The 19,193-nt window shown below is 33.6% G+C and carries 18 protein-coding genes and 1 riboswitch; of the genes, 13 read left to right on the forward strand and 5 right to left on the reverse strand.

Annotation, left to right across the window (positions count from 1 at the left end; translation table 11 throughout):
• Nucleotides 1-28 precede the first annotated feature (28 nt).
• From I5818_RS10635 to I5818_RS10645, 3 genes are read right to left on the reverse strand one after another with little or no spacing between them, the layout of a single operon-like run.
• Nucleotides 29-1,678: a b(o/a)3-type cytochrome-c oxidase subunit 1 gene (locus tag I5818_RS10635; protein ID WP_078111100.1), complete on the reverse strand. Its 1,650-nt coding sequence runs from the start codon at nt 1,676-1,678 to the stop codon at nt 29-31.
• A complete protein-coding gene (locus I5818_RS10640; RefSeq protein ID WP_078111101.1) occupies nt 1,675-2,157 on the reverse strand; it encodes a cytochrome c oxidase subunit II in 483 nt (160 codons plus the stop codon). The genes I5818_RS10635 and I5818_RS10640 overlap by 4 nt, the downstream gene beginning before the upstream one ends.
• Before the next feature lie 13 nt (nt 2,158-2,170).
• Nucleotides 2,171-2,311: a cytochrome c oxidase subunit 2A gene (locus I5818_RS10645; protein ID WP_139254838.1), complete on the reverse strand. Its 141-nt coding sequence runs from the start codon at nt 2,309-2,311 to the stop codon at nt 2,171-2,173.
• Between the two features lie 255 nt (nt 2,312-2,566).
• A riboswitch (purine riboswitch) is annotated at nt 2,567-2,668 on the forward strand.
• Nucleotides 2,669-2,795: 127 nt separating this feature from the next.
• Between I5818_RS10645 and I5818_RS10650 the strand changes: the two genes are divergently transcribed.
• From I5818_RS10650 to I5818_RS10665, 4 genes are all read left to right on the forward strand, one after another.
• The gene (locus I5818_RS10650; protein ID WP_058002411.1) at nt 2,796-3,380 is read left to right on the forward strand and encodes a xanthine phosphoribosyltransferase; all 585 of its coding nucleotides are present in this window, start codon (nt 2,796-2,798) and stop codon (nt 3,378-3,380) included.
• Complete coding sequence (locus I5818_RS10655; RefSeq protein ID WP_071975532.1) at nt 3,380-4,684, forward strand: nucleobase:cation symporter-2 family protein; 1,305 nt, start codon at nt 3,380-3,382, stop codon at nt 4,682-4,684. The genes I5818_RS10650 and I5818_RS10655 overlap by 1 nt, the downstream gene beginning before the upstream one ends.
• 788 nt (nt 4,685-5,472) lie before the next feature.
• Nucleotides 5,473-5,709 (forward strand): helix-turn-helix transcriptional regulator, encoded by a 237-nt coding sequence (locus I5818_RS10660; RefSeq protein WP_078111102.1) that lies wholly within the window; start codon nt 5,473-5,475, stop codon nt 5,707-5,709.
• A complete protein-coding gene (locus I5818_RS10665) occupies nt 5,702-6,046 on the forward strand; it encodes a DUF2178 domain-containing protein (protein WP_390883556.1) in 345 nt (114 codons plus the stop codon). Before I5818_RS10660 ends, I5818_RS10665 begins: the two co-directional genes overlap by 8 nt.
• A gap of 154 nt (nt 6,047-6,200) precedes the next feature.
• On the opposite strand, the gene I5818_RS26215 is transcribed toward I5818_RS10665, so the two are convergent.
• Nucleotides 6,201-6,332 carry a hypothetical protein gene (locus I5818_RS26215; protein ID WP_257234352.1) on the reverse strand — a complete coding sequence of 44 codons (132 nt, stop codon included), beginning with the start codon at nt 6,330-6,332 and terminating at the stop codon, nt 6,201-6,203.
• A gap of 490 nt (nt 6,333-6,822) precedes the next feature.
• On the opposite strand from I5818_RS26215, the gene I5818_RS10670 reads away from it, so the two are divergent.
• The 3 genes from I5818_RS10670 to I5818_RS10680 all read left to right on the forward strand — a co-directional run bounded on the left by I5818_RS10670 (nt 6,823) and on the right by I5818_RS10680 (nt 9,270).
• Nucleotides 6,823-7,308 carry a hypothetical protein gene (locus I5818_RS10670; RefSeq protein ID WP_209391903.1) on the forward strand — a complete coding sequence of 162 codons (486 nt, stop codon included), beginning with the start codon at nt 6,823-6,825 and terminating at the stop codon, nt 7,306-7,308.
• A 393-nt stretch (nt 7,309-7,701) separates the two neighbouring features.
• Nucleotides 7,702-7,911, forward strand: coding sequence for a hypothetical protein (locus I5818_RS10675; RefSeq protein ID WP_071975535.1), 210 nt, complete (start codon nt 7,702-7,704; stop codon nt 7,909-7,911).
• 588 nt (nt 7,912-8,499) lie between these two features.
• Entirely contained in the window at nt 8,500-9,270 is a 771-nt protein-coding gene (locus I5818_RS10680; protein ID WP_071975536.1) for an SDR family NAD(P)-dependent oxidoreductase, read from the forward strand.
• A 40-nt stretch (nt 9,271-9,310) separates the two neighbouring features.
• Here I5818_RS10680 and I5818_RS10685 read toward each other — a convergent pair whose 3' ends face one another.
• Nucleotides 9,311-9,763, reverse strand: a complete 453-nt coding sequence (locus tag I5818_RS10685) for a chemotaxis protein CheX (RefSeq protein ID WP_071975537.1) — start codon at nt 9,761-9,763, stop codon at nt 9,311-9,313.
• 1,538 nt (nt 9,764-11,301) lie between these two features.
• On the opposite strand from I5818_RS10685, the gene I5818_RS10690 reads away from it, so the two are divergent.
• The 6 genes from I5818_RS10690 to I5818_RS10715 all read left to right on the forward strand — a co-directional run bounded on the left by I5818_RS10690 (nt 11,302) and on the right by I5818_RS10715 (nt 19,127).
• Nucleotides 11,302-12,375: a type III polyketide synthase gene (locus I5818_RS10690; protein WP_078110799.1), complete on the forward strand. Its 1,074-nt coding sequence runs from the start codon at nt 11,302-11,304 to the stop codon at nt 12,373-12,375.
• Complete coding sequence (locus tag I5818_RS10695) at nt 12,375-12,932, forward strand: isoprenylcysteine carboxyl methyltransferase family protein (protein ID WP_058006435.1); 558 nt, start codon at nt 12,375-12,377, stop codon at nt 12,930-12,932. The genes I5818_RS10690 and I5818_RS10695 overlap by 1 nt, the downstream gene beginning before the upstream one ends.
• A 543-nt stretch (nt 12,933-13,475) precedes the next feature.
• Complete coding sequence (locus I5818_RS10700; RefSeq protein ID WP_071975539.1) at nt 13,476-17,081, forward strand: dynamin family protein; 3,606 nt, start codon at nt 13,476-13,478, stop codon at nt 17,079-17,081.
• Nucleotides 17,082-17,107: 26 nt separating this feature from the next.
• Nucleotides 17,108-17,296 carry a hypothetical protein gene (locus I5818_RS10705; protein ID WP_078110800.1) on the forward strand — a complete coding sequence of 63 codons (189 nt, stop codon included), beginning with the start codon at nt 17,108-17,110 and terminating at the stop codon, nt 17,294-17,296.
• Nucleotides 17,290-18,120, forward strand: a complete 831-nt coding sequence (locus tag I5818_RS10710) for a sulfurtransferase (protein WP_058006433.1) — start codon at nt 17,290-17,292, stop codon at nt 18,118-18,120. The genes I5818_RS10705 and I5818_RS10710 overlap by 7 nt, the downstream gene beginning before the upstream one ends.
• A 104-nt stretch (nt 18,121-18,224) precedes the next feature.
• Nucleotides 18,225-19,127: a 5'-3' exonuclease gene (locus I5818_RS10715; protein ID WP_078110801.1), complete on the forward strand. Its 903-nt coding sequence runs from the start codon at nt 18,225-18,227 to the stop codon at nt 19,125-19,127.
• Nucleotides 19,128-19,193: the final 66 nt, after the last annotated feature.

A 19,193-nucleotide genomic window follows, 5' to 3' on the forward strand; every position in this document is an offset into this window, starting at 1 on the left:
AAGCATCTAGATAAAATTGGATTTCTGATTACCATAATTTAAATCCTTTTGAACCAGGGGGTGCATTTTGAATCATATCAGCAAAAGGAACTGTATAGGCTATTAAGATTAATGCTACCAATATGGTTAACCAAATTTTCCAGTTTTCTAATACCATAGGTGTTTTCTCAGCATTTTCTGCTACTTCACCGACTGGGAACTCTTGATTTCCTTTCGGTGCAAAAAACGCAAGGTTTAAGATGATGACGATAATTAATACAATTCCTAAAAATAGTACGGAACCACCTACTGCTTGAGCAACTTGATATGGAATCCAATCCAGTGCCTGTGCGGCATCTCCATATGTTGTATAGGCTGTTCGTCTAGGTGCACCTAATAGCCCTTCAAGGTGCATAGATGTAGACATGATCGCCATACCAATCGTCCAGCAAATAGCTTGGAAAATAGCTAATCGATTCATCGCTTTAGTAAATACTCTTCCTGTTAAATGTGGGATTAACCAATAGCTTATTCCAAAGAAAGTTAGTACTACTGTTGTAGCAACGGTTAAGTGAAAGTGACCGGTAACCCAAATGGTATTATGGACAACTTGATTCATTTGGTTAGATGCATTTATTATTCCACCTGCACCGGCGGGTACAAAGGCTACCATACCAATAAATGGAACGAGAAATCTTGCATCTTTCCAAGGTAGTTTTTTTAACCAACCAAATAATCCTTTGGCACCCTTTAATCTCCCAAACATCTCGAAAGTTGCAAACATTGAGAAGGCAGTCATTAAAGATGGAATAATAACCATAAATGTAAGGATAACTTGGACAAATTTCCAATTAGCATTAATACCTGGCTCAGTTAATTGATGGTGAAATCCTACTGGTATAGAGAATAATAGGAATAATATAAACACTAAACGGGCAAGTGAGTCTGAAAATATCCTTCCACCGATGATTTTTGGAATGATTACATACCATGCCATGTAGGCAGGTAATAACCAGAAATAGACTAATGGATGACCAAAGTACCAAAATAATGTTCGACTAACGAGTACATTAACTGTATCAACCCAACCGAGGGACCAAGGTAGTAATTGGAATAATACTTCTCCTGCAACACCAAGTGTACAAACAATCCACATCAAAGAATTTGTTACTACCATAAAGCTTAATAATGGACTTGGTTTTCCAGGATTTTGCTTCCTCCATCTAATATATGTGGCTATCATTGCTCCACAAGCAACCCAACTCCCAACTATTAAAAGAGTTAATCCTAAATAAAATAGGAAATGCGCTTGTAATGGAGCATAAAACGTATAAAGAACAGTGGCTTTATTTGTTAAGATCATAGTAGTAGCAAATAATGTTCCAATGATCATTAGTAAAAAGCCTACCCAACCTGATAATCGAGCTTTTGTAGATAAAGTTCCAACTGTACGGCTAATAGCTGCAAATTGAAAGCCTAATATAAAATAAGTAGTAAGTCCAAGACCAAGTAAAACTCCATGTGCAGTTAAAATTTCATAATAATTAATTCCACCCGGTAATTCAAGTCTTCCTGACCGCACTAATGTTTGTAAAAGTCCCATTAAACCGCCTATGGCTAATGCGGCAAAGGCAACGTAAATATATGCCATAGACAATCGTGCATCTCGTTTATCTACTTTACTAATTGTTGTTATCATGCTTTATCCACCACCTTTAGTCTTGCAGACATCATATGATGTCCAGTGCCACAATACTCATTACACACGATTAAATACTCCCCATTCTTCTTAAACGTTGTAATGTATTCACTAACATATCCTGGTTCGAGCATCATATTAATATTTGTTCCAGCTACTTCGAACCCATGAACAACGTCCTTTGTTGTTGCAATAATTTTAACCTTTGAGCCTCTAGGAATTTCGATTTCACCTGGATTAAACATGAAGGCAGAGGCAACAATAACTAATTCATAATCCCAATCCTTCCCAGTGACCTTGTGTAATCCTGGTTTGGTAAAAGGTTCAGTTTGATCTACACGTTCAGGATCCACTTTTACTTTTGCACTTGGTGGTTGGTGTCCTTGATGAAATGCTTGAATACCTACAATAGCTAAAAAGATAATAAGTGCACCAATTCCAAAGGTTAACCACCATTTCTCATAACGATGTAAATGCATATACTTTCAACTCCTATATTCGATTTAAATATAATCCGAAGACGGCAATCCATGAAATAACTAGAAAGGCTCCAACAATGAATACAGCAATTAAAGTACCTTTTAAAGAAGAAGTCTCTTCATGGATGTTCTTTTTTGGTTGAATTTTAGCCATTTTTCTCACTCCCACCTAAAAAAATGATCTTCCTGATACCTTTATCATAGTTGTGACCTTTATAATCATCTGTGACTTTTATCACACTTTCCTAGTCATTTTGTGATGAATCTGTGAAAATAGAAGGACAACAATATAGGACTATAACTTTAAAAGAATCAATAATTCATTCAAGGATCGAAACAATTCATATTATTTAGGCTTTTTCTAAACATCTTTTCTTCATTGAATATTGATGGTATAATCTAGCTACATTTAAATAAGCTTGCATTTACTCATATAATCACGAGAATAAGGCTCGTAAGTTTCTACCAAGCTACCGTAAATGGCTTGACTATGGGTGAGCAATGGGATATCAATTTTATTTTCTATTGACTTAACGCTCAATGGACATTGCCTCACTCATGATCATGGTGAGTGCAATGACCATTGAGCTTTTTATATTTCTTCATTGGTCGATGATTAACTAAGGGAGGAATAAAAATTGAAATTATTGAAAGAAAAAATTAAACAAGATGGAGTAGTATTATCAGATTCAATATTGAAAGTTGATTCTTTTCTCAATCATCAAATTGATCCTGTACTAATGAAGGAGATAGGTGATGAGTTTGTTAAAAGATTCCAAAATGAGAAGATTACGAAAATATTAACGATTGAATCCTCAGGTATCTCACCGGCTGTGATGGCAGGTTTAAATTTAGGGGTCAATGTTATTTTTGCTAGAAAACGAAAATCTCTTACTCTTGTTGATGAATTATATACAGCAAGTGTACATTCATTTACCAAAAATGTAACAAATGAAATTGCGGTTTCTAAACGTTTTATCAATGAAAATGATCATGTATTAGTAATTGACGATTTCCTAGCAAATGGCCAAGCAGCGTTAGGACTACTTGATATTGTTGAACAGGCGGGGGCATCTGTTGCTGGGATTGGTATCGTCATTGAAAAGGCATTTCAAGATGGGGGTAAGCTTCTTCGTAATAAAGGTATTAGAGTAGAGTCACTAGCAGAAATTGAAAAACTTGATAATGGGCAGGTCATTTTCAAAGAGGAGGTAATGGCCTAATGCATAGCAAGTTAAAAACAGCAACTTTAAGCTTGCAGCATGTTCTTGCGATGTACGCAGGTGCAGTGATTATCCCTTTAATAGTTGGAGGGGCAATGGGACTCTCTCCAGAAAAGTTAACATATTTAGTATCTATTGATATTTTTATGTGCGGCATAGCGACTATTTTACAAGTTTGGAAGAGTCGATTCTTTGGTATTGGTCTACCCGTAGTATTAGGTTGTACGTTTACCGCTGTCGGTCCAATGATTGCAATAGGTGAACAGCATGGTTTAACAACTATTTATGGTGCAGTTATTGCATCTGGACTTATGATCATGATTATTAGTAAATTTTTTGGCAAACTTGTGCGTTTTTTTCCACCGGTTGTTACAGGTTCGGTAGTTACGACAATTGGAATCACACTTATTCCTGTAGCAATGAATAATATGGCTGGTGGAGAAGGAAGTGCAGACTATGGTTCTGTTAGTAATGTTTGTTTAGCATTTGGTACACTCATTTTAATTATTCTTTTACAACGATTCTTTACTGGTTTTATTCGTTCTATTTCTATATTATTAGGATTATTGGCTGGAACGATAGCAGCAGCTCTAATGGGAAAAGTAGATTTTTCTCCTGTAGCTGATGCATCGATGTTTCATATGATTCAACCACTTTACTTTGGGGTTCCTACTTTCGAGTGGACATCTATCATTACTATGTTTTTAGTAGCTGTAGTAAGTTTAGTTGAATCTACTGGTGTGTATTATGCTTTAAGTGATATAACCAATCAAAAGTTAACAGAGGATGACTTAGCTAGGGGATATCGTTCAGAAGGACTCGCGAGTGTTGTCGGGGGATTATTTAATTCATTTCCCTATACTACCTTTTCGCAAAATGTTGGACTTGTTCAACTGTCAGGGATTAAGTCTAAAAATGTGATTTATTTAGTGGGAGTATATTTGATGATTTTAGGTGTTATTCCTAAAATAGGGGCATTAACTACCATTATTCCTTCTGCTGTTTTAGGTGGCGCCATGGTAGCGATGTTCGGAATGGTCATTGCGTCTGGTATTAAAATGCTTAGCCGTGTAGATCTAACTTCACAAGGCAATTTAATGATTATCGCATGCTCAGTTGGTATGGGAATGGGAGTAACAGTGGTTCCTAAAATGTTTACCCATCTCCCTGAAAATTTTCAAATCTTAACAAGTAATGGCATTGTTGCAGGAAGCTTTACGGCAATTCTTTTAAATCTTTTATTTAATCATTCGGCTACTAAGCAAAAGAAAAGCATCGAAATAATAGGTCAAAAAGCTTCTTAAAAAAGTAGTCACACTTCCACATATTACAACTAAAAATATGTCGATATGTCATCACCATTTCTTATTAATTTTAGAAATGGTGGTGGCATTTTTTTATGAAGCGAAAAAGAATTGTAGTAATCCCATAGTAAAAAATGAAACAACTAATTTAGAATTTAATTTCACATTTGACTATTTCGTTTCAGCAAAAAATGCAGAAGATCTTAGAGAAAAAAAAATAAAAAGTTATTTTGAACACTATTTCTTTATTAATTGGATTAAATAATATATTCCGGAAATTGCAAAGTAATTGATATGGGTACTTTATTAATTCGGGAATATTTGAATTACATGCGTGAGGATTGTTTTAATTACAAAACTAAGAAACACGAATTATCAATATATAGTGAAATCAAAGATTAATGTTTATGACTGTATTGTTGCTCAGGTACTAAATTAAATAAAATGAAAATACCATAAACTGGACGTTTTGTTGTTATTAAATCTGATGTTTTGCGTCTTATTAGCAAAGATATTAGATTTTCTCGTGAATATTATCACCCGACTGCACTACTCTGACTGTTTTTGCACCACTTAATATCATGAAATGCACAACCAAATACCATAAAATACACCAGATCGATATGTAAACCTGAAAGAATCATGAATTTCGTCAGGTTCTTTCTGTATTCTGGATCTTGCTGAATCAAAGTAATCTAACCGAAAATAAAAATATTTAATACTTTTGTATAAGTTTACTTTACATTAACTAAAGATTAGTTTATCATTTTATTCATGAGGTGATGGTCATGAAGAAAGATTTTGGTGATTCGATATCAAATAAGGTTTATGAATATCGCGTACTTGCCAGAATGTCTCAGCAAGAATTAGCAGAGAAAGTCGGGGTTTCCAAACAAACCATCTTTGTCATGGAAAAAGGAAATTATGTTCCAACATTGCTGTTAGCCTTTCGAATTGCAGAATTTTTTAAAGTTGATGTAAACAACATTTTTACTTATGAGAAAGGAAGTGATCATAGTGATTAATTTTTCTGAAATCTTTAACGCTATTTTTAACCCGTTAAAGTCTTGGGCTGAACAATCACAAGGAAATTGGAATCTTCTCATTGTTAGCGGTTTTATATTGGTTTTTGTCGGAGCAATTGTAACATACGCACTACACAAAAAAATGGGTAAAGTTGATGAAAGAACAAAGCAAATATCTTTAAATAGTGCACTTATAGTGTTATGTGTAGTAATTTTATGCGACGTGATTTTCCCGAAAGAATATATGTGGCAGATTTTCTTCTTATTTAAATATTCTCTTGCATTCCTTGCTTCAGCAATCTATCTAGTAGTTCGATATAAAAAAGACTTTTTTTAACTATAGAACGAAACAGGAGGATATGAGAAATGCCTGTAAATTCTATGAGAGAATTCGTTGTTGATTTTAGATAGAACACTGTGTATGTGATGAGTCGAGAAAGGCTTATTTCATCAAAACCATGTTCTCCTTTTCATTAATCTAACCCTATTATTTAATACCTTGTTTGTTTCAGTATTTCTTTTGCTTTATCTGAAATGATATCACTTTTATAAAGTGCTACTACGGCTTTCATCATATCTTTCTCTTTTAAAGCAAGAGCATTATTAATTGTGTGCCCATTCATTGTACCTCTCATTAATCGTTGTTTATAGTTTTTAGTAACTCCATTGACTTTAGGTGTACAAAAGTTAAATACAATAGTGTATTCTCAATTTACCTGATGTTTAACTCTATCATGTCTAATATATTCAACTTTGTCTTTCTATTTTATCTCTCTCTTTTAATTTATTTGACACTTACTTACCTAACTTTAATATCAATAATTAATAAATAATAATTGGTGATTAAAAGATTGAACAAAATGAAAATCTTACTAATGACTCTAGTATAATTCATGACTATAAAGAATAGTCAGATAAATACATTGTGACGTGTTGACAATTGTGGTAATAATCACTTACAAAGTAAAGCAAAGAAATATATACTTTCTTTCGTCAATGTAGTAATTGAGGAATGAAGAAACGAATCTAATAATTATTTGAATTTTTTACAAATATCCTCTACTTAATATTTTAAATCTAGTAAAATAGTAATATAAAATGGAGGTGGAGAATATGTACACTGTTCAACAAATGCAAGCTCTTGACTACCTATTAAAAAGAATCCTTTTAGAAAGTAATTATCCTTTCTATGAGAAGAATCTAAAATTAGTAATCAGTTACAATAATAAGCTTTGGTATGGTGATTTTGTTCAAATGGATGGGGTATTTGCATACCAATATTTCATTGACGATATTGGTGACATTGAAAAAGTTAGATTCAGCCCAAATTATGACAATAGTGCATTATTTAAATCTATATGGGACTCATATCAAGAAACAATCTCTAGAAACAATCTGTTTAAAAAGATAAATGATCCTACAATGCTCTTCAATTCATTATTACGAATCTTAAATTATGCAGATATTAATGATGAATTCAGTCCTTTTTACCCCTATTTATTAAATGCTAAAACTTTAAAAGGTTCATTAGAATTACCATTAATCAATCTCGAAGATACTGATATTGAATTAGTATCTATAATTGAAGTAATCGATTAAATTACCTTGAGTCCCAGAATATTATTGGGGCTTTTTATAAATGTCGCAATTTATCTTAAAGCTCTTTAATCTCTTCAACATAAGCTCTTTTATAACATTCTCAATATTTGGCTTCAATAGCATAATACACTCTATATTACGTTATTTCATAAATAGGTGATTAAATATTAATCCATCTATGTAAATAGTAATATTCATATTAATCCTCATTTTCCTTACTACGTACATATAAATCGTCGACTTTGCAATCAAGTAATTCAACCAAATCATACAATTCAGGAGTGAATTCTTAAGATCGATTTTCGTGATATTAAAGATCTAAAATGATTAAAGTATTCATTTTTAGTCTTAAACCATTAAATAAAAAAAGTTAAAGAGCAAAAGGAAGTAGAGATGCTTTATGATGGCTTACTACAGATTTGTGTTTATAAGGAACCACTAACTAGTAAATTTATTCTCAATAAATCTATATTGGATCAATTCATGGGTTGGGAAGTACCTGTAGGAATTGAAAGGAATGGTGACCAAATAAAATTAGACTTTGATAAGCTATCTCACATAATTAGTGGTGGTACTACAGATTTCGGAAATCAAATATCTTGAAAGTATTCATTACAACTTGAATCCATAAGAAGAAACCAAATGATGTCTCTTTTATGTTATTTGATTTGTAGGTTAATTTATATTAAGTCGTATTAAATTGTTCAACAAGTGTAAACAGTCGCTAAAAATTCTAAGGAAGCAGTATAAGCATTAAATGCAGTGCAAGATAGATTGAATAAATTCATGGATTTTTTAGATGTAAAGGAACCAAAGATGGAGGAAAGACATTTTATTTTTAATCTATTATTTAATCATTCGGCTTCTAAGCAAAAGAAAAGCATCGAAATAATAGGTCAAAAAGCTTCTTAAAAAAGTAGTCACACTTTCGCTTTAAAGTGCATATAATAATCTATAGTTTTATGAAGCGAGTGTGACACGATCATATGGAAAAATATTATTGCGAGCATTGTAGAAACTTAACCGATAAACAGGAAAGTTGCAGTAAATGCGGGAAAGACGTAACAAGAAAAATTATTATCCACGTACAATATCAAAACATTTATGGATCAAACCTTAATGGGGTTTGATCCTTTTATTTTATCGATTGATATGAGTATGTTAAAATATATTTAAAAAAGTAGGGATATTATGTATTTACCTTCATTTCATTTAAATGGAAAAACAGCAATTATTACTGGTGCGGGTCGAGGAATCGGAAAAGCTTTAGCAATTGGTTTTGCGGAAGCTGGAGCAAATATTGCGTTATTATCTAGAACAGAAGCTGATTTAGTTGATACAGCTAAAATAATTGAACAACTAGGTAGAACAGCTTATATTTTACCCACGGATGTAACTGATCGCGATCAAGTAAAAGCGGCTATTAACCATGTAGCTGAGTCTGCAGGGACAATAGATATTTTGGTTAACAATGCCGGAATGAATATTCGTTCTCAAGCATTGGATGTAACAGATGAGGAATGGCAAAAAATAATGGATACGAATTTAAAATCTGCTTTCATGGCTTCTCAAGAGGTAGGACATTTTATGAAGCAGCAAAATGAAGGAAAGATTATTACAATTGCTTCTGTAGGAGGACATATTGCATTAAGAACAGGTGTGGTGTATGCTGCTACAAAAGCTGCATTAATTCAGATGACTAAGGTTTTAGCCTTTGAATGGGGGAAATATAATATTAACGTAAATGCCATTGGACCATGGTATTTCAAAACTCCTTTAACGGAAACATTATTGCAAGATGAAGCCTATGTAAATGATATCCTAGCTGTTACTCCTTTGAGACGAATTGGTGAACTGGAAGAGTTGGTTGGTCCTGCGATTATGTTTGCCTCTGAAGCAGGAAAATACATAACAGGTCAAACGTTATTTGTTGATGGTGGTATGACGATAAATGGATTTTAAATATTTTCAGGAGCGGTTTATACATTGTAGTAACCGCTCTTTACATTTCAATTGATAAGATAATGTTTAATACCCCTGATTGGTCGATATTTACAGGAAGACAAAGTGCTTTTTCGAAACCAGAAAACTTGGAATGTCCAATAATTACGGTCGGTGGAGTAATATCAATGATAAATCCTTTTTGGGATATACTTGTTGACATATTTCCTGCTAGCATGTTTCCTAATTCTCCCGCAAAGGATTCGAGCATTTCTTCTTGAAGTGGCATGCCAAACATACCTTCTCCAATTTTTGAGATCATTTCTTTTTCAGCATCAATAATCATTCTTCCTTTAAAATCACCAGTAATTCCGATTAAGACACCGACAGTATGCCCAGCAATTGGTGATTTAAAAAGCTTTGGAGAATCAATGATAATCGTAAAGGGTAGGACAGATTGTAATGCTTCAATGGTTGAATTTAGTACATCTGTCACATTTTTTGTTTGTGTCAATAGTCGTTTCCTCCCGAATTTTGTCTAAATTTATAGTATCATTTTAGGTGAAATTATTAAATAGTTTTTAAATAATTTTGAAAAAATGGGTATGATGGCGACTTGGAATGTTTATATGGAAATTTTTGATTGTATTGTATACATGATTTCAAAGGTATACTAAAATTGCACAACAATTTCTTCAAAACGAAAAAAGTGGATGCTCCAGTTATTGGGGCATTTTTTTATTTGGCTCTTTTCTAAAGCATAGTTGCTATTTAAGTAAAGATTGAATCAATAAGCGGAACGTATGAATACCGTGAAGGATGAGAGGACATCACTTGGGCACGGTAACCAAAGAGAGAGTTTGATTAGTTTGAAGGAGAAATTGCGTGGGCACGGTAACTAAAGGGAGTGTTTGATTAGTTTGAAGGAGAAATTGCGTGGACACAGTAACGAAAGGAAGTGTTTGATTCTTTAAAGGAGGAAATGGAGCGTATACGGTAACCAAAGAGAGCGATTGAATATCTTGAAGGAGGAAATTGCGTGGACACGGTAACTAAAGAGAGAGTTTGATTCCCTTGAAGGAGGAAAATGAGCGTGCACGGTAACTAAAGAGAGAGTTTGATTCCTTTGTAGAAGGAAAATGAGCGTGCACGGTAACTAAAGAGAGAGTTTGATTACTTTGAAGGAGGAAAATGCGTGGACACGGTAACCAAAGAGAGAGTTTGATTCCTTTGAAGGATGAAAATGAGCGTGGACGGTAACCAAAGAGAGAGTTTGATTCCCTTGAAGGAGGAAAATGAGAGTGCACGGTAACCAAAGAGAGAGTTTGATTCCCTTGAAGGATGAAAATGAGCGTACAAGGTAACTAAAGGGAGAGTTTGATTCCCTTGAAGGAGGAAAATGAGAGTGCACGGTAACCGAAGGGAGAGTTTGATTCCTTTGAAGGATGAAAATGAGCGTGGACGGTAACCAAAGGGAGAGTTTGATTCCTTTGAAGGAGGAAAATGCGTGGACACGGTAACCAAAGAGAGAGTTTGATTCCTTTGAAGGATGAAAATGAACGTGGACGGTAACCAAAGGGAGAGTTTGATTCCTTTGAAGGAGGAAAATGAGCGGACACGGTAACTAAAGGGAGAGTTTGATTCCTTTTAAGGATGAAAATGAGCGGACACGGTAACCAAAGAGAGAGTTTGATACCCTTGAAGGAGGAAAATGGGCGTGCACGGTAACCAAAGAGAGAGTTTGATACCCTTGAAGGAGGAAATGGAGCGTGCACGGTAACTAAAGAGAGAGTTTGATTCCCTTGAAGGAGGAAATGGAGCGTGCACGGTAACCAAAGAGAGTGTTTGAATGCCGTTAAGGAAGAAATTAACGATTCATATAGCTAGTCCCCTTTCATTTCACTAAGAAAAGAGCTACAAACTTTATAAGTATCGCTGAATCTTTTACAAAAGCAACAAACTATACGTAAACAGCCTTTTATTTTTTATTCTTATACATAATTCTCCTTTATTTGGTAAACATATCCTTATCACATAAGGAGAGATTATAAGATGTCTAAAATATGTGCAGTTGGTTTAGGAAAACCTACTTATAAGATTTCACAAAATGAGATAATGGAATTTGCTAAGCGCTTGTTTTCTTCCTCGTTTCCAGATATTCATAGACTTCTGAGAGTGTTTGAAAACGGTGAAATAACTTCACGATACTTTGTTAAGGATTTAGATTGGTATAGTCAGGAGCATTCATTTGCCGAGAAAAATGATGCTTTTATAGATGAATCCGTTGAATTAGGAAAAAAAGCAATAAATGATTGTCTCGAACAATTGGAAGGAATCGATTATTTCGATATTGATGCAATATTTATGATATGTACAACCGGGATGGCTACCCCAAGTATAGAAGCGCGAATAATGAATCAACTTCCCTTAAGAGAGGATATTAAGCGTATTCCAATATGGGGACTTGGTTGTGCAGGTGGGGCTGCAGGGTTATCGCGTGCTTATGATTATTGTCTTGCACATCCGAAAGATAAGGTTATTGTGCTATCTATTGAGCTTTGCAGTCTTACGTTTCAAAAAAATGATCACTCCAAAAGTAATTTAATTGGTACATCATTATTTGCCGATGGTGCTGCATGTACATTAGTAGTAGGAAATGATTGTGAGCTACTTAAAAATATTTCATTCCCACTACCAACTATAATTGACACGAAATCTAACTTGATGAAAAATTCTATGGATGTAATGGGGTGGAATATTAAGAATGATGGTCTGCATGTTGTTTTTTCTAAAGATATTCCATCAATAGTAGAAAGCTGGCTAAAACCAAAAATAGCAACATTTATTCAAAAGTATGGGCTAAAACTTACCGATATCTCACAATTTATTGCTCATCCAGGTGGGAAAAAAGTTATTAGTGCTTACGAAAAAAGTTTAAACTTCCCATCTTCAATAACAGAAGCATCGAGGGAAGTACTCAGACAATTTGGGAATATGTCTTCTCCTACCATCCATTATGTACTAAAAAGTATTATGGAAAAGAATATCCAGTCAGGTGAATGGGGTCTTGCCTTAGCTTTAGGCCCGGGTTTTAGTTCAGAACAGTTGTTAATGAGGTGGGAATAATGTTTTTTAATCTTTTTTTCTCAATCATTATTATACAAAGGCTAGCTGAACTTTTCTTAGCAAAGAAAAATGAACGCTGGATGAAGCAAAACGGTGGAGAGGAATATGGTGTTAGACATTATCAACTAATGGTGATGATTCATTCCTGTTTCTTTCTTTCCTTACTACTTGAAGTATTTTTTTTCGAAAAAACGATTCATTCACTATGGATAGTCTGGTTAGCCCTTTTTGTTATCACACAGCTAGGTAGGATATGGGTTATTTATTCTTTGGGGAAGTATTGGAATACGAAAATTATCGTACTACCTAGTTCCAAAACAATTTCTAAAGGACCCTACAAATATTTAAAACATCCCAATTATTTAATTGTTACGTTAGAATTATTAATCATTCCACTAATGTTTAATGCTTATATCACATTAATTTGCTTCTTCATATTAAATCAATTGATATTAGCGATAAGAATTCCATATGAAGAGAAAATATTAGCTGAAAATACGGATTACGCATTCATTCATAATGAACAACCAAGATATTTTCCAAAGCTAAAAAAGTAATTGAAAACCTTTCTCGATTATGATATCTTTTTACTTGAGGATGAAAGTTATTCTCAGTTACATAGAAAATAATTTTTTTAAATAATAGGTCTATTTTTCATTAAACAAAAGGTGGTGGGACAATATGGTTTGGGGATTGGTAAGCATAACTATTGTTGTCTATAGTATGTTAATGAAATATATTATAAAAGGACTTAATCCTAATATAGTGAAGCAAGATTAAACTTATAAGCGATTTTAAACGTTCACGGCTAATGTGGACGTTTTTTTATTTGGTTCTTCTCTCAAACAATCGTATTTTACTAATAAATATAAGATTATTACCGTGACCTCCCTTTAGTTCACTTAGAAAAGTGATACAAACATCATAAGAACCGCTGAAGTTTATTAAGTCTAAAAGAATGCAGTTAGGCAACTAAACGAAAGCAATCATTTTTTTAACAAAACTAAGATGTTTTTAAAAGCAGAATTTTTTCTTGGGAAACAACATCAAATCCGTTAAAATAGGAGTATCAAATGTTAGTTAGGGAGATAAAAATCAACATGACAAAAACGATGGACATCAATCAAACACAAGAATCAACAGAGCAATTGATTGGGTTATACAAACATTTTCATAATAATGGAGATATAGAGCGTGCGGAAAAAACGGAAGCACTATTAAAGAAATTATTGAATCATGAATATATTATTGCCTTCTGTGGTCATTTTTCAGCAGGAAAATCAACGATGATCAATTCCTTACTTGGAGAGAATGTCCTTCCTTCAAGTCCCATTCCGACAAGTGCTAATCTTGTTAAAGTGCATAAATCCCAAGAGGATTTTGCTAAGGTATTTTATCGTAATGAACCACCATTGCTATTCCAAGCACCATACGATTTTGCCAAGGTTAAGGAGTTTTGTAAAAATGGTGATGTTCGAGAAATAGAGATCGGTCAATCATTATCAAAATTATCTGATGGTGTAACAGTGATGGACACGCCCGGGGTGGATTCTACAGATGATGCTCATCGAATTTCAACTGAGTCAGCTATTCATTTGGCTAATATCGTATTTTATGTAATGGATTATAATCATGTCCAGTCAGAATTAAATTTTACGTATACGAAGGAACTTTTACAAAATGGCGTGGAACTATACTTAATCATCAATCAAATTGATAAACATAATGAGGAGGAGTTGTCCTTCGAAGAGTTTAAAATGTCTGTTAAAGAGTCCTTTGCATCATGGAATGTACATCCAAATGGGATTTTTTATACGACATTGAAAAAGCCAAATGATAAACGAAATCAATTTTCTGATGTTAAAAATCTAATTGATAGCACTTTGAAAAATAAGGAAGAACGTTTAAGAGCATCCACGGAATCATCAATTCATATACTTGTTCAAGAGCATTTTAAATGGCTTAAAGAACAGCAAGAAGAGAAATCTCTACACGCTGAGGAAATTCTACAGCAATATTCTGAAGAAAAGCTAGCAACTATTTTAAAGGATGAAAAGGCTCTTGCTGAACAAATTGAGCAATTAAATAACCGATTTAAAAACTGGCAAGACAAATTTCATGAACAGGTGGAAGAAATTTTAAAAACTGCATATTTAATGCCTTATCAAACACGGGAATTAGCAGAAAAATATTTGGAATCGGTTCAACCCGATTTTAAAGTCGGCTTATTTGGAAAGAAAAAAACAGTGATTGAAAGAACTGAACGCTTACAATCCTTCTATCAAAATCTTTGTACTCAAGTAGATTCCCAACTGAATTGGCATCTTCGCCAGTTTGCTATAAAGATATTGAAGGAAGAAGACATTATTAATGATGATCTTCAAAGAACTGCTCAAAATTTAACCGTTGAATTTGATGAAGAGTTCATCTCTCAAATGGTTAAATCTGGTGCACGATTAACAGGTGAATATGTACTAAACTATTGTGATCAAATAGTTGAACGCTTACAGAAAAAAGCAAGGGTAGTTTGTCAGGATTTTAAAGAAAAAACAGGGGAAATATTGAAAAGACAAATTGACAAGGATTTATTAGCTCTTCGAGATGAATGGCATTATGTACAAAAAGCAACGGAAGCGATAAAAGAAATCGAAAACTTTGAAAGTGAAAGAAAACAAAAGGAAGAAAATATCTTTAAACCATTATCAGACCTAAATGAATGCTATCAAGCATTACAAAATCATTGGCTAGAAGAAGAGAAAAATATTCGGATTTATAATAAACAAGAAGAACAAGCAACAAATCAGGAGCAAAAAAAACAGATTATTAAAGAAGCTGAGAAAGAAACTACTAAATTGGAAACAAATGATTCGTTAGAGAACATCATTTCTAAATTGAATCAAGCTGTCACCTTATTAAAAAATCGAAAAGGATTTCAACGGTTAATAGATAATTTAGCCTTAAAAGCAGAAAGACTGAAGAATAGAAAATATACGATTGCCTTGTTTGGTGCGTTTAGTGCTGGTAAATCTTCTTTTGCGAATGCACTTTTAGGAGAAAAAGTACTCCCTGTATCACCAAATCCGACGACGGCCGCTATTAACCGCATTTGTCCACCAACAAAAGAACATATGCATGGTACTGCAGCTGTACATTTGAAGACAGAGGCACAAGTGTTAGAAGATGTCCAAAAATCACTGAAATACTTTGACCAACAATGTAAATCTTTGGCTGAGGCAGAGGCATTGATTCCAAAGCTAATAGAGAAGGAAAATACGGAGGGTTATGTAAATGTACATCTCTCATTTCTTAAAGCATTTCATGCGGGATATTCAATTTACCAGGACACACTAGGCCAAACATTAAAAACAGATATGAATGAATTCAGAGGTTTTGTTGCGAATGAAGCGCAATCATGCTTTGTAGAGTCTATTGATTTATTTTATGATTCTGAACTTACGAGAAGAGGAATAACTCTAGTTGATACTCCAGGGGCAGATTCGATTAATGCGCGTCATACTGGTGTAGCATTTGAATATATTAAACAATCAGATGCCATTCTCTATGTTACTTATTACAATCATGCATTTTCTAAGGCAGATCGTGAATTTCTAATCCAGTTAGGTAGAGTAAAGGATGCATTTGAATTAGATAAAATGTTCTTTATGATTAATGCAATCGATTTAGCTGATTCTTTAGAAGAAAAAGAGGAAGTTCATACATATGTGTATGAACAATTAACCCAATATGGAATTCGTTTTCCGCGTCTTTTCGGTATATCTAGTCTTTTAGCACTAACAGATCGTGTAGAGGAATCGAGAATTGATGAGTTTAAAAACGAATTTAATCATTTTCTTGACAATGATTTAATGCAAATGACCATTCAATCAGCTGTATCAGAATACCAAAAAGGCTTACAAATGCTAGATCAATTTATAACCACTGCACAGGAAGGAAAAGAAGAGAAACAATCGAAGAAGCAAAAATTAAAAAAAGAGCAGGAAGATATTATTCAATTAATGGATGCTTCAACAGCTGAGTCAGCCATTGAACAATTTGAGCACGAAAGCAATGAATTATTATTTTATGTGAAACAAAGAGTATTTTATCGTTTCCCAGACTTTTTTAAAGAAGCATTTAATCCATCATTAATTCAAAAGACGAATAAATCATCACTTAATATTGCTCTTGATGACTTATTACAAAGTCTCGGCTATGATTTTGCACAGGAACTTAGAGCAACGTCATTAAGATTAGAAAACTTTATTAAAGAAACTTTAAAACATCGATTCAATCAAATAAAAGATCAAATTACAGAAATTGAGAAGGATATTACTCTTTCAATGATAGAGTTCAATCCAAACAAAACACCAGAGTTTCCTAATGCATTTGAATCGATTTCAAAAGCTCCATTAGAGAGGTCCTTTAAATATTTTAAAAACGCCAATGCCTTTTTTGAAAAAAATGAAAAACAAAAAATGCAAGATGAACTAGAAGAAAAACTTAAACCATTGGCGGATGAATATATTAGTGAGCAGGAAAAGGTAATTTTGTTGAGCTATACAAACTATATTAATCATGAATTTTCACGAATGAAAAAAGAGATTGCTGCTGATGTCAGTGAACAATTTAATGGTTGGTATGATATCCTTGATGAACATATAGATATTCAGGAATGGGTAGAAATTAAAAATCAACTTAATCGATAATAGTTGGAAATTAGGGAGTGGATTTAGTGAAGAAAAATCGGTTTCATGTATGTGCAACATGTATCCATTTTCATGCTGAAAAATTGGATCATGGTATGCATTATTCATGTAGTCGTTTAGGATATGAGACAAAGCTGAATTACACTTTTGATTGCTGGACTCCAAAAGACCATATTATCAAACTAATAGAAAAAGAACGGGGGGAGTCATGTTGAGTATAATTGTTCCAATAAATTGGTTAAAGAATCATTTACACGAAGATAATGTTCGAATTATTGATTGTCGATTTACCTTAGGTGAACCAAGTGCAGGGGAAAAAGCATATATGCAAAATCATATTCCTGGTGCTGTTTATTTTGACTTGGAAAAGGATTTATCCGGTAAACCTAAAGAACATGGTGGTAGGCACCCTCTTCCATCATTGAGTGAATTAAAAGAAAAACTTGAAACAGCAGGAATAGATAGAAATGTTCATGTTGTACTATATGATAATGGGGAGGGGCAATATGCAAGCCGTTTATGGTGGCTCCTCACGTATTTAGGACATCAGAGGGTTTCAATAGTAAATGGTGGGTATCGTGCGTGGATAAACGCAAAATATCCAATTGATAATAAAGTGCCTAATTATAAAAAAGCAAACTTTCCAGTTTCTATTCAATCTTCAATGCTAGCAACCATTGAAGATGTAAAAGAAAATATGCTTTCTCAGCAAGCAATTTTAATAGACTCTAGAGCTTATTCACGCTTTGCTGGGATCGAGGAACCTATTGATAAGAAACCGGGTCATATCCCTGGCGCGATCAATAAAGAGTGGATGGAAGGTTTAAAAGATGGATATTGGAAAGAGAAAGAACAACAAATAGAAAGATTCACTGAATTTAATAAGTCTGATTCATTTATTGTTTATTGTGGTTCAGGTGTAACAGCAACACCAAATATAGTAGCCTTAATGGAGGCAGGATTTTCAAAGGTAAAGCTATATGTGGGAAGTTATTCTGATTGGGTTTCCTACGATGAAAATCCAATTGAAAAAGTATAGGAAATACCAAGGGACAAAGTGGTAAAAATAACTTTGTCCTTTCGTGTTATAATGGACTATATAAAATGGAATAAAGATAACGTAAAGAAAATAGAGGTGAAAATATGAATAATAAACCAAATTTATTATTAGTGGATGGAATGGCATTATTGTTTCGAGCTTTTTATGCCACTTCCGTTACTGGCCAATTTATGATTAATTCAAAAGGAATGCCAACCAATGCTGTTCAGGGATTTATGCGGCATTTATTTTTTGCCTTAGAAGCTGTTGAGCCAAGCCATACAGCAATATGCTGGGATATGGGAAGTAAAACATTTCGGAATGAAATGTTTGATGGATATAAAGCAAATCGTTCCGCACCACCAGTTGAGATGATTCCTCAATTTGATTTAGTTAAGGAAGTTGTAGAGGCTTTTCATTTAACCAATCATGGGGTGGTAGGATATGAAGCAGATGATTGTATAGGAACTATCGCCAAAAGAATGCAAAATGATGCCAAGATAACTATATTAACGGGTGATCGAGATTTATTGCAACTATTAGATGAAAATATCGAAGTTCAAATTCTTCAAAAGGGCTTTGGAAATTATAATCATTATAGTCATACTAGCTTTATAGAAGAGATGGGAATAACCCCTAATCAATTTATAGATGTTAAAGCATTAATGGGAGATACAAGTGATGGGTATCCAGGTGTCAAGGGAATTGGAGAGAAGACTGCGATGAAGCTTATTCAGGAATATGGTACGATCGATGAATTGCTAAAGAATTTGGAGCGGTTAACACCAGGTCAACGAAAAAAGATTGAAGAGGATATGGAAATGCTTCATCTTTCAAGAAAATTAGCAAGAATTCATTGTGAAGTGCCAATTGAGTTTTCTCTTGAAACCGTGATTAGAAAACAAATCCCGAACACATTTATAGATATGATTGATGAATTAGAATTAAAAAGCATAAGACGTCACTTGATTCAAAGTAAATGGTTGGAACAGGTTGAACTTGCTTAAAGATAATTTGTTCTATTTGGAGATTTAATTTAAACCGAAAAGCATTTAATTCCGGCTTTTCGGTTT

The organism is Heyndrickxia oleronia, from assembly GCF_017809215.1.
Lineage (GTDB): Bacteria > Bacillota > Bacilli > Bacillales > Bacillaceae_C > Heyndrickxia > Heyndrickxia oleronia.

Excerpts from the sequence above, each read along its gene's own strand:
- I5818_RS10635 (WP_078111100.1), bottom strand. The coding sequence starts at position 1,678 with ATGATAACAACAATTAGTAAAGTAGATAAACGAGATGCACGATTGTCT.
- I5818_RS10640 (WP_078111101.1), bottom strand. The coding sequence starts at position 2,157 with ATGCATTTACATCGTTATGAGAAATGGTGGTTAACCTTTGGAATTGGT.
- I5818_RS10645 (WP_139254838.1), bottom strand. The coding sequence starts at position 2,311 with ATGGCTAAAATTCAACCAAAAAAGAACATCCATGAAGAGACTTCTTCT.
- I5818_RS10655 (WP_071975532.1), top strand. The coding sequence starts at position 3,380 with ATGCATAGCAAGTTAAAAACAGCAACTTTAAGCTTGCAGCATGTTCTT.
- I5818_RS10660 (WP_078111102.1), top strand. The coding sequence starts at position 5,473 with ATGAAGAAAGATTTTGGTGATTCGATATCAAATAAGGTTTATGAATAT.
- I5818_RS26215 (WP_257234352.1), bottom strand. The coding sequence starts at position 6,332 with ATGAATGGGCACACAATTAATAATGCTCTTGCTTTAAAAGAGAAAGAT.
- I5818_RS10670 (WP_209391903.1), top strand. The coding sequence starts at position 6,823 with ATGTACACTGTTCAACAAATGCAAGCTCTTGACTACCTATTAAAAAGA.
- I5818_RS10675 (WP_071975535.1), top strand. The coding sequence starts at position 7,702 with ATGCTTTATGATGGCTTACTACAGATTTGTGTTTATAAGGAACCACTA.
- I5818_RS10680 (WP_071975536.1), top strand. The coding sequence starts at position 8,500 with ATGTATTTACCTTCATTTCATTTAAATGGAAAAACAGCAATTATTACT.
- I5818_RS10690 (WP_078110799.1), top strand. The coding sequence starts at position 11,302 with ATGTCTAAAATATGTGCAGTTGGTTTAGGAAAACCTACTTATAAGATT.
- I5818_RS10695 (WP_058006435.1), top strand. The coding sequence starts at position 12,375 with ATGTTTTTTAATCTTTTTTTCTCAATCATTATTATACAAAGGCTAGCT.
- I5818_RS10700 (WP_071975539.1), top strand. The coding sequence starts at position 13,476 with ATGACAAAAACGATGGACATCAATCAAACACAAGAATCAACAGAGCAA.
- I5818_RS10710 (WP_058006433.1), top strand. The coding sequence starts at position 17,290 with ATGTTGAGTATAATTGTTCCAATAAATTGGTTAAAGAATCATTTACAC.
- I5818_RS10715 (WP_078110801.1), top strand. The coding sequence starts at position 18,225 with ATGAATAATAAACCAAATTTATTATTAGTGGATGGAATGGCATTATTG.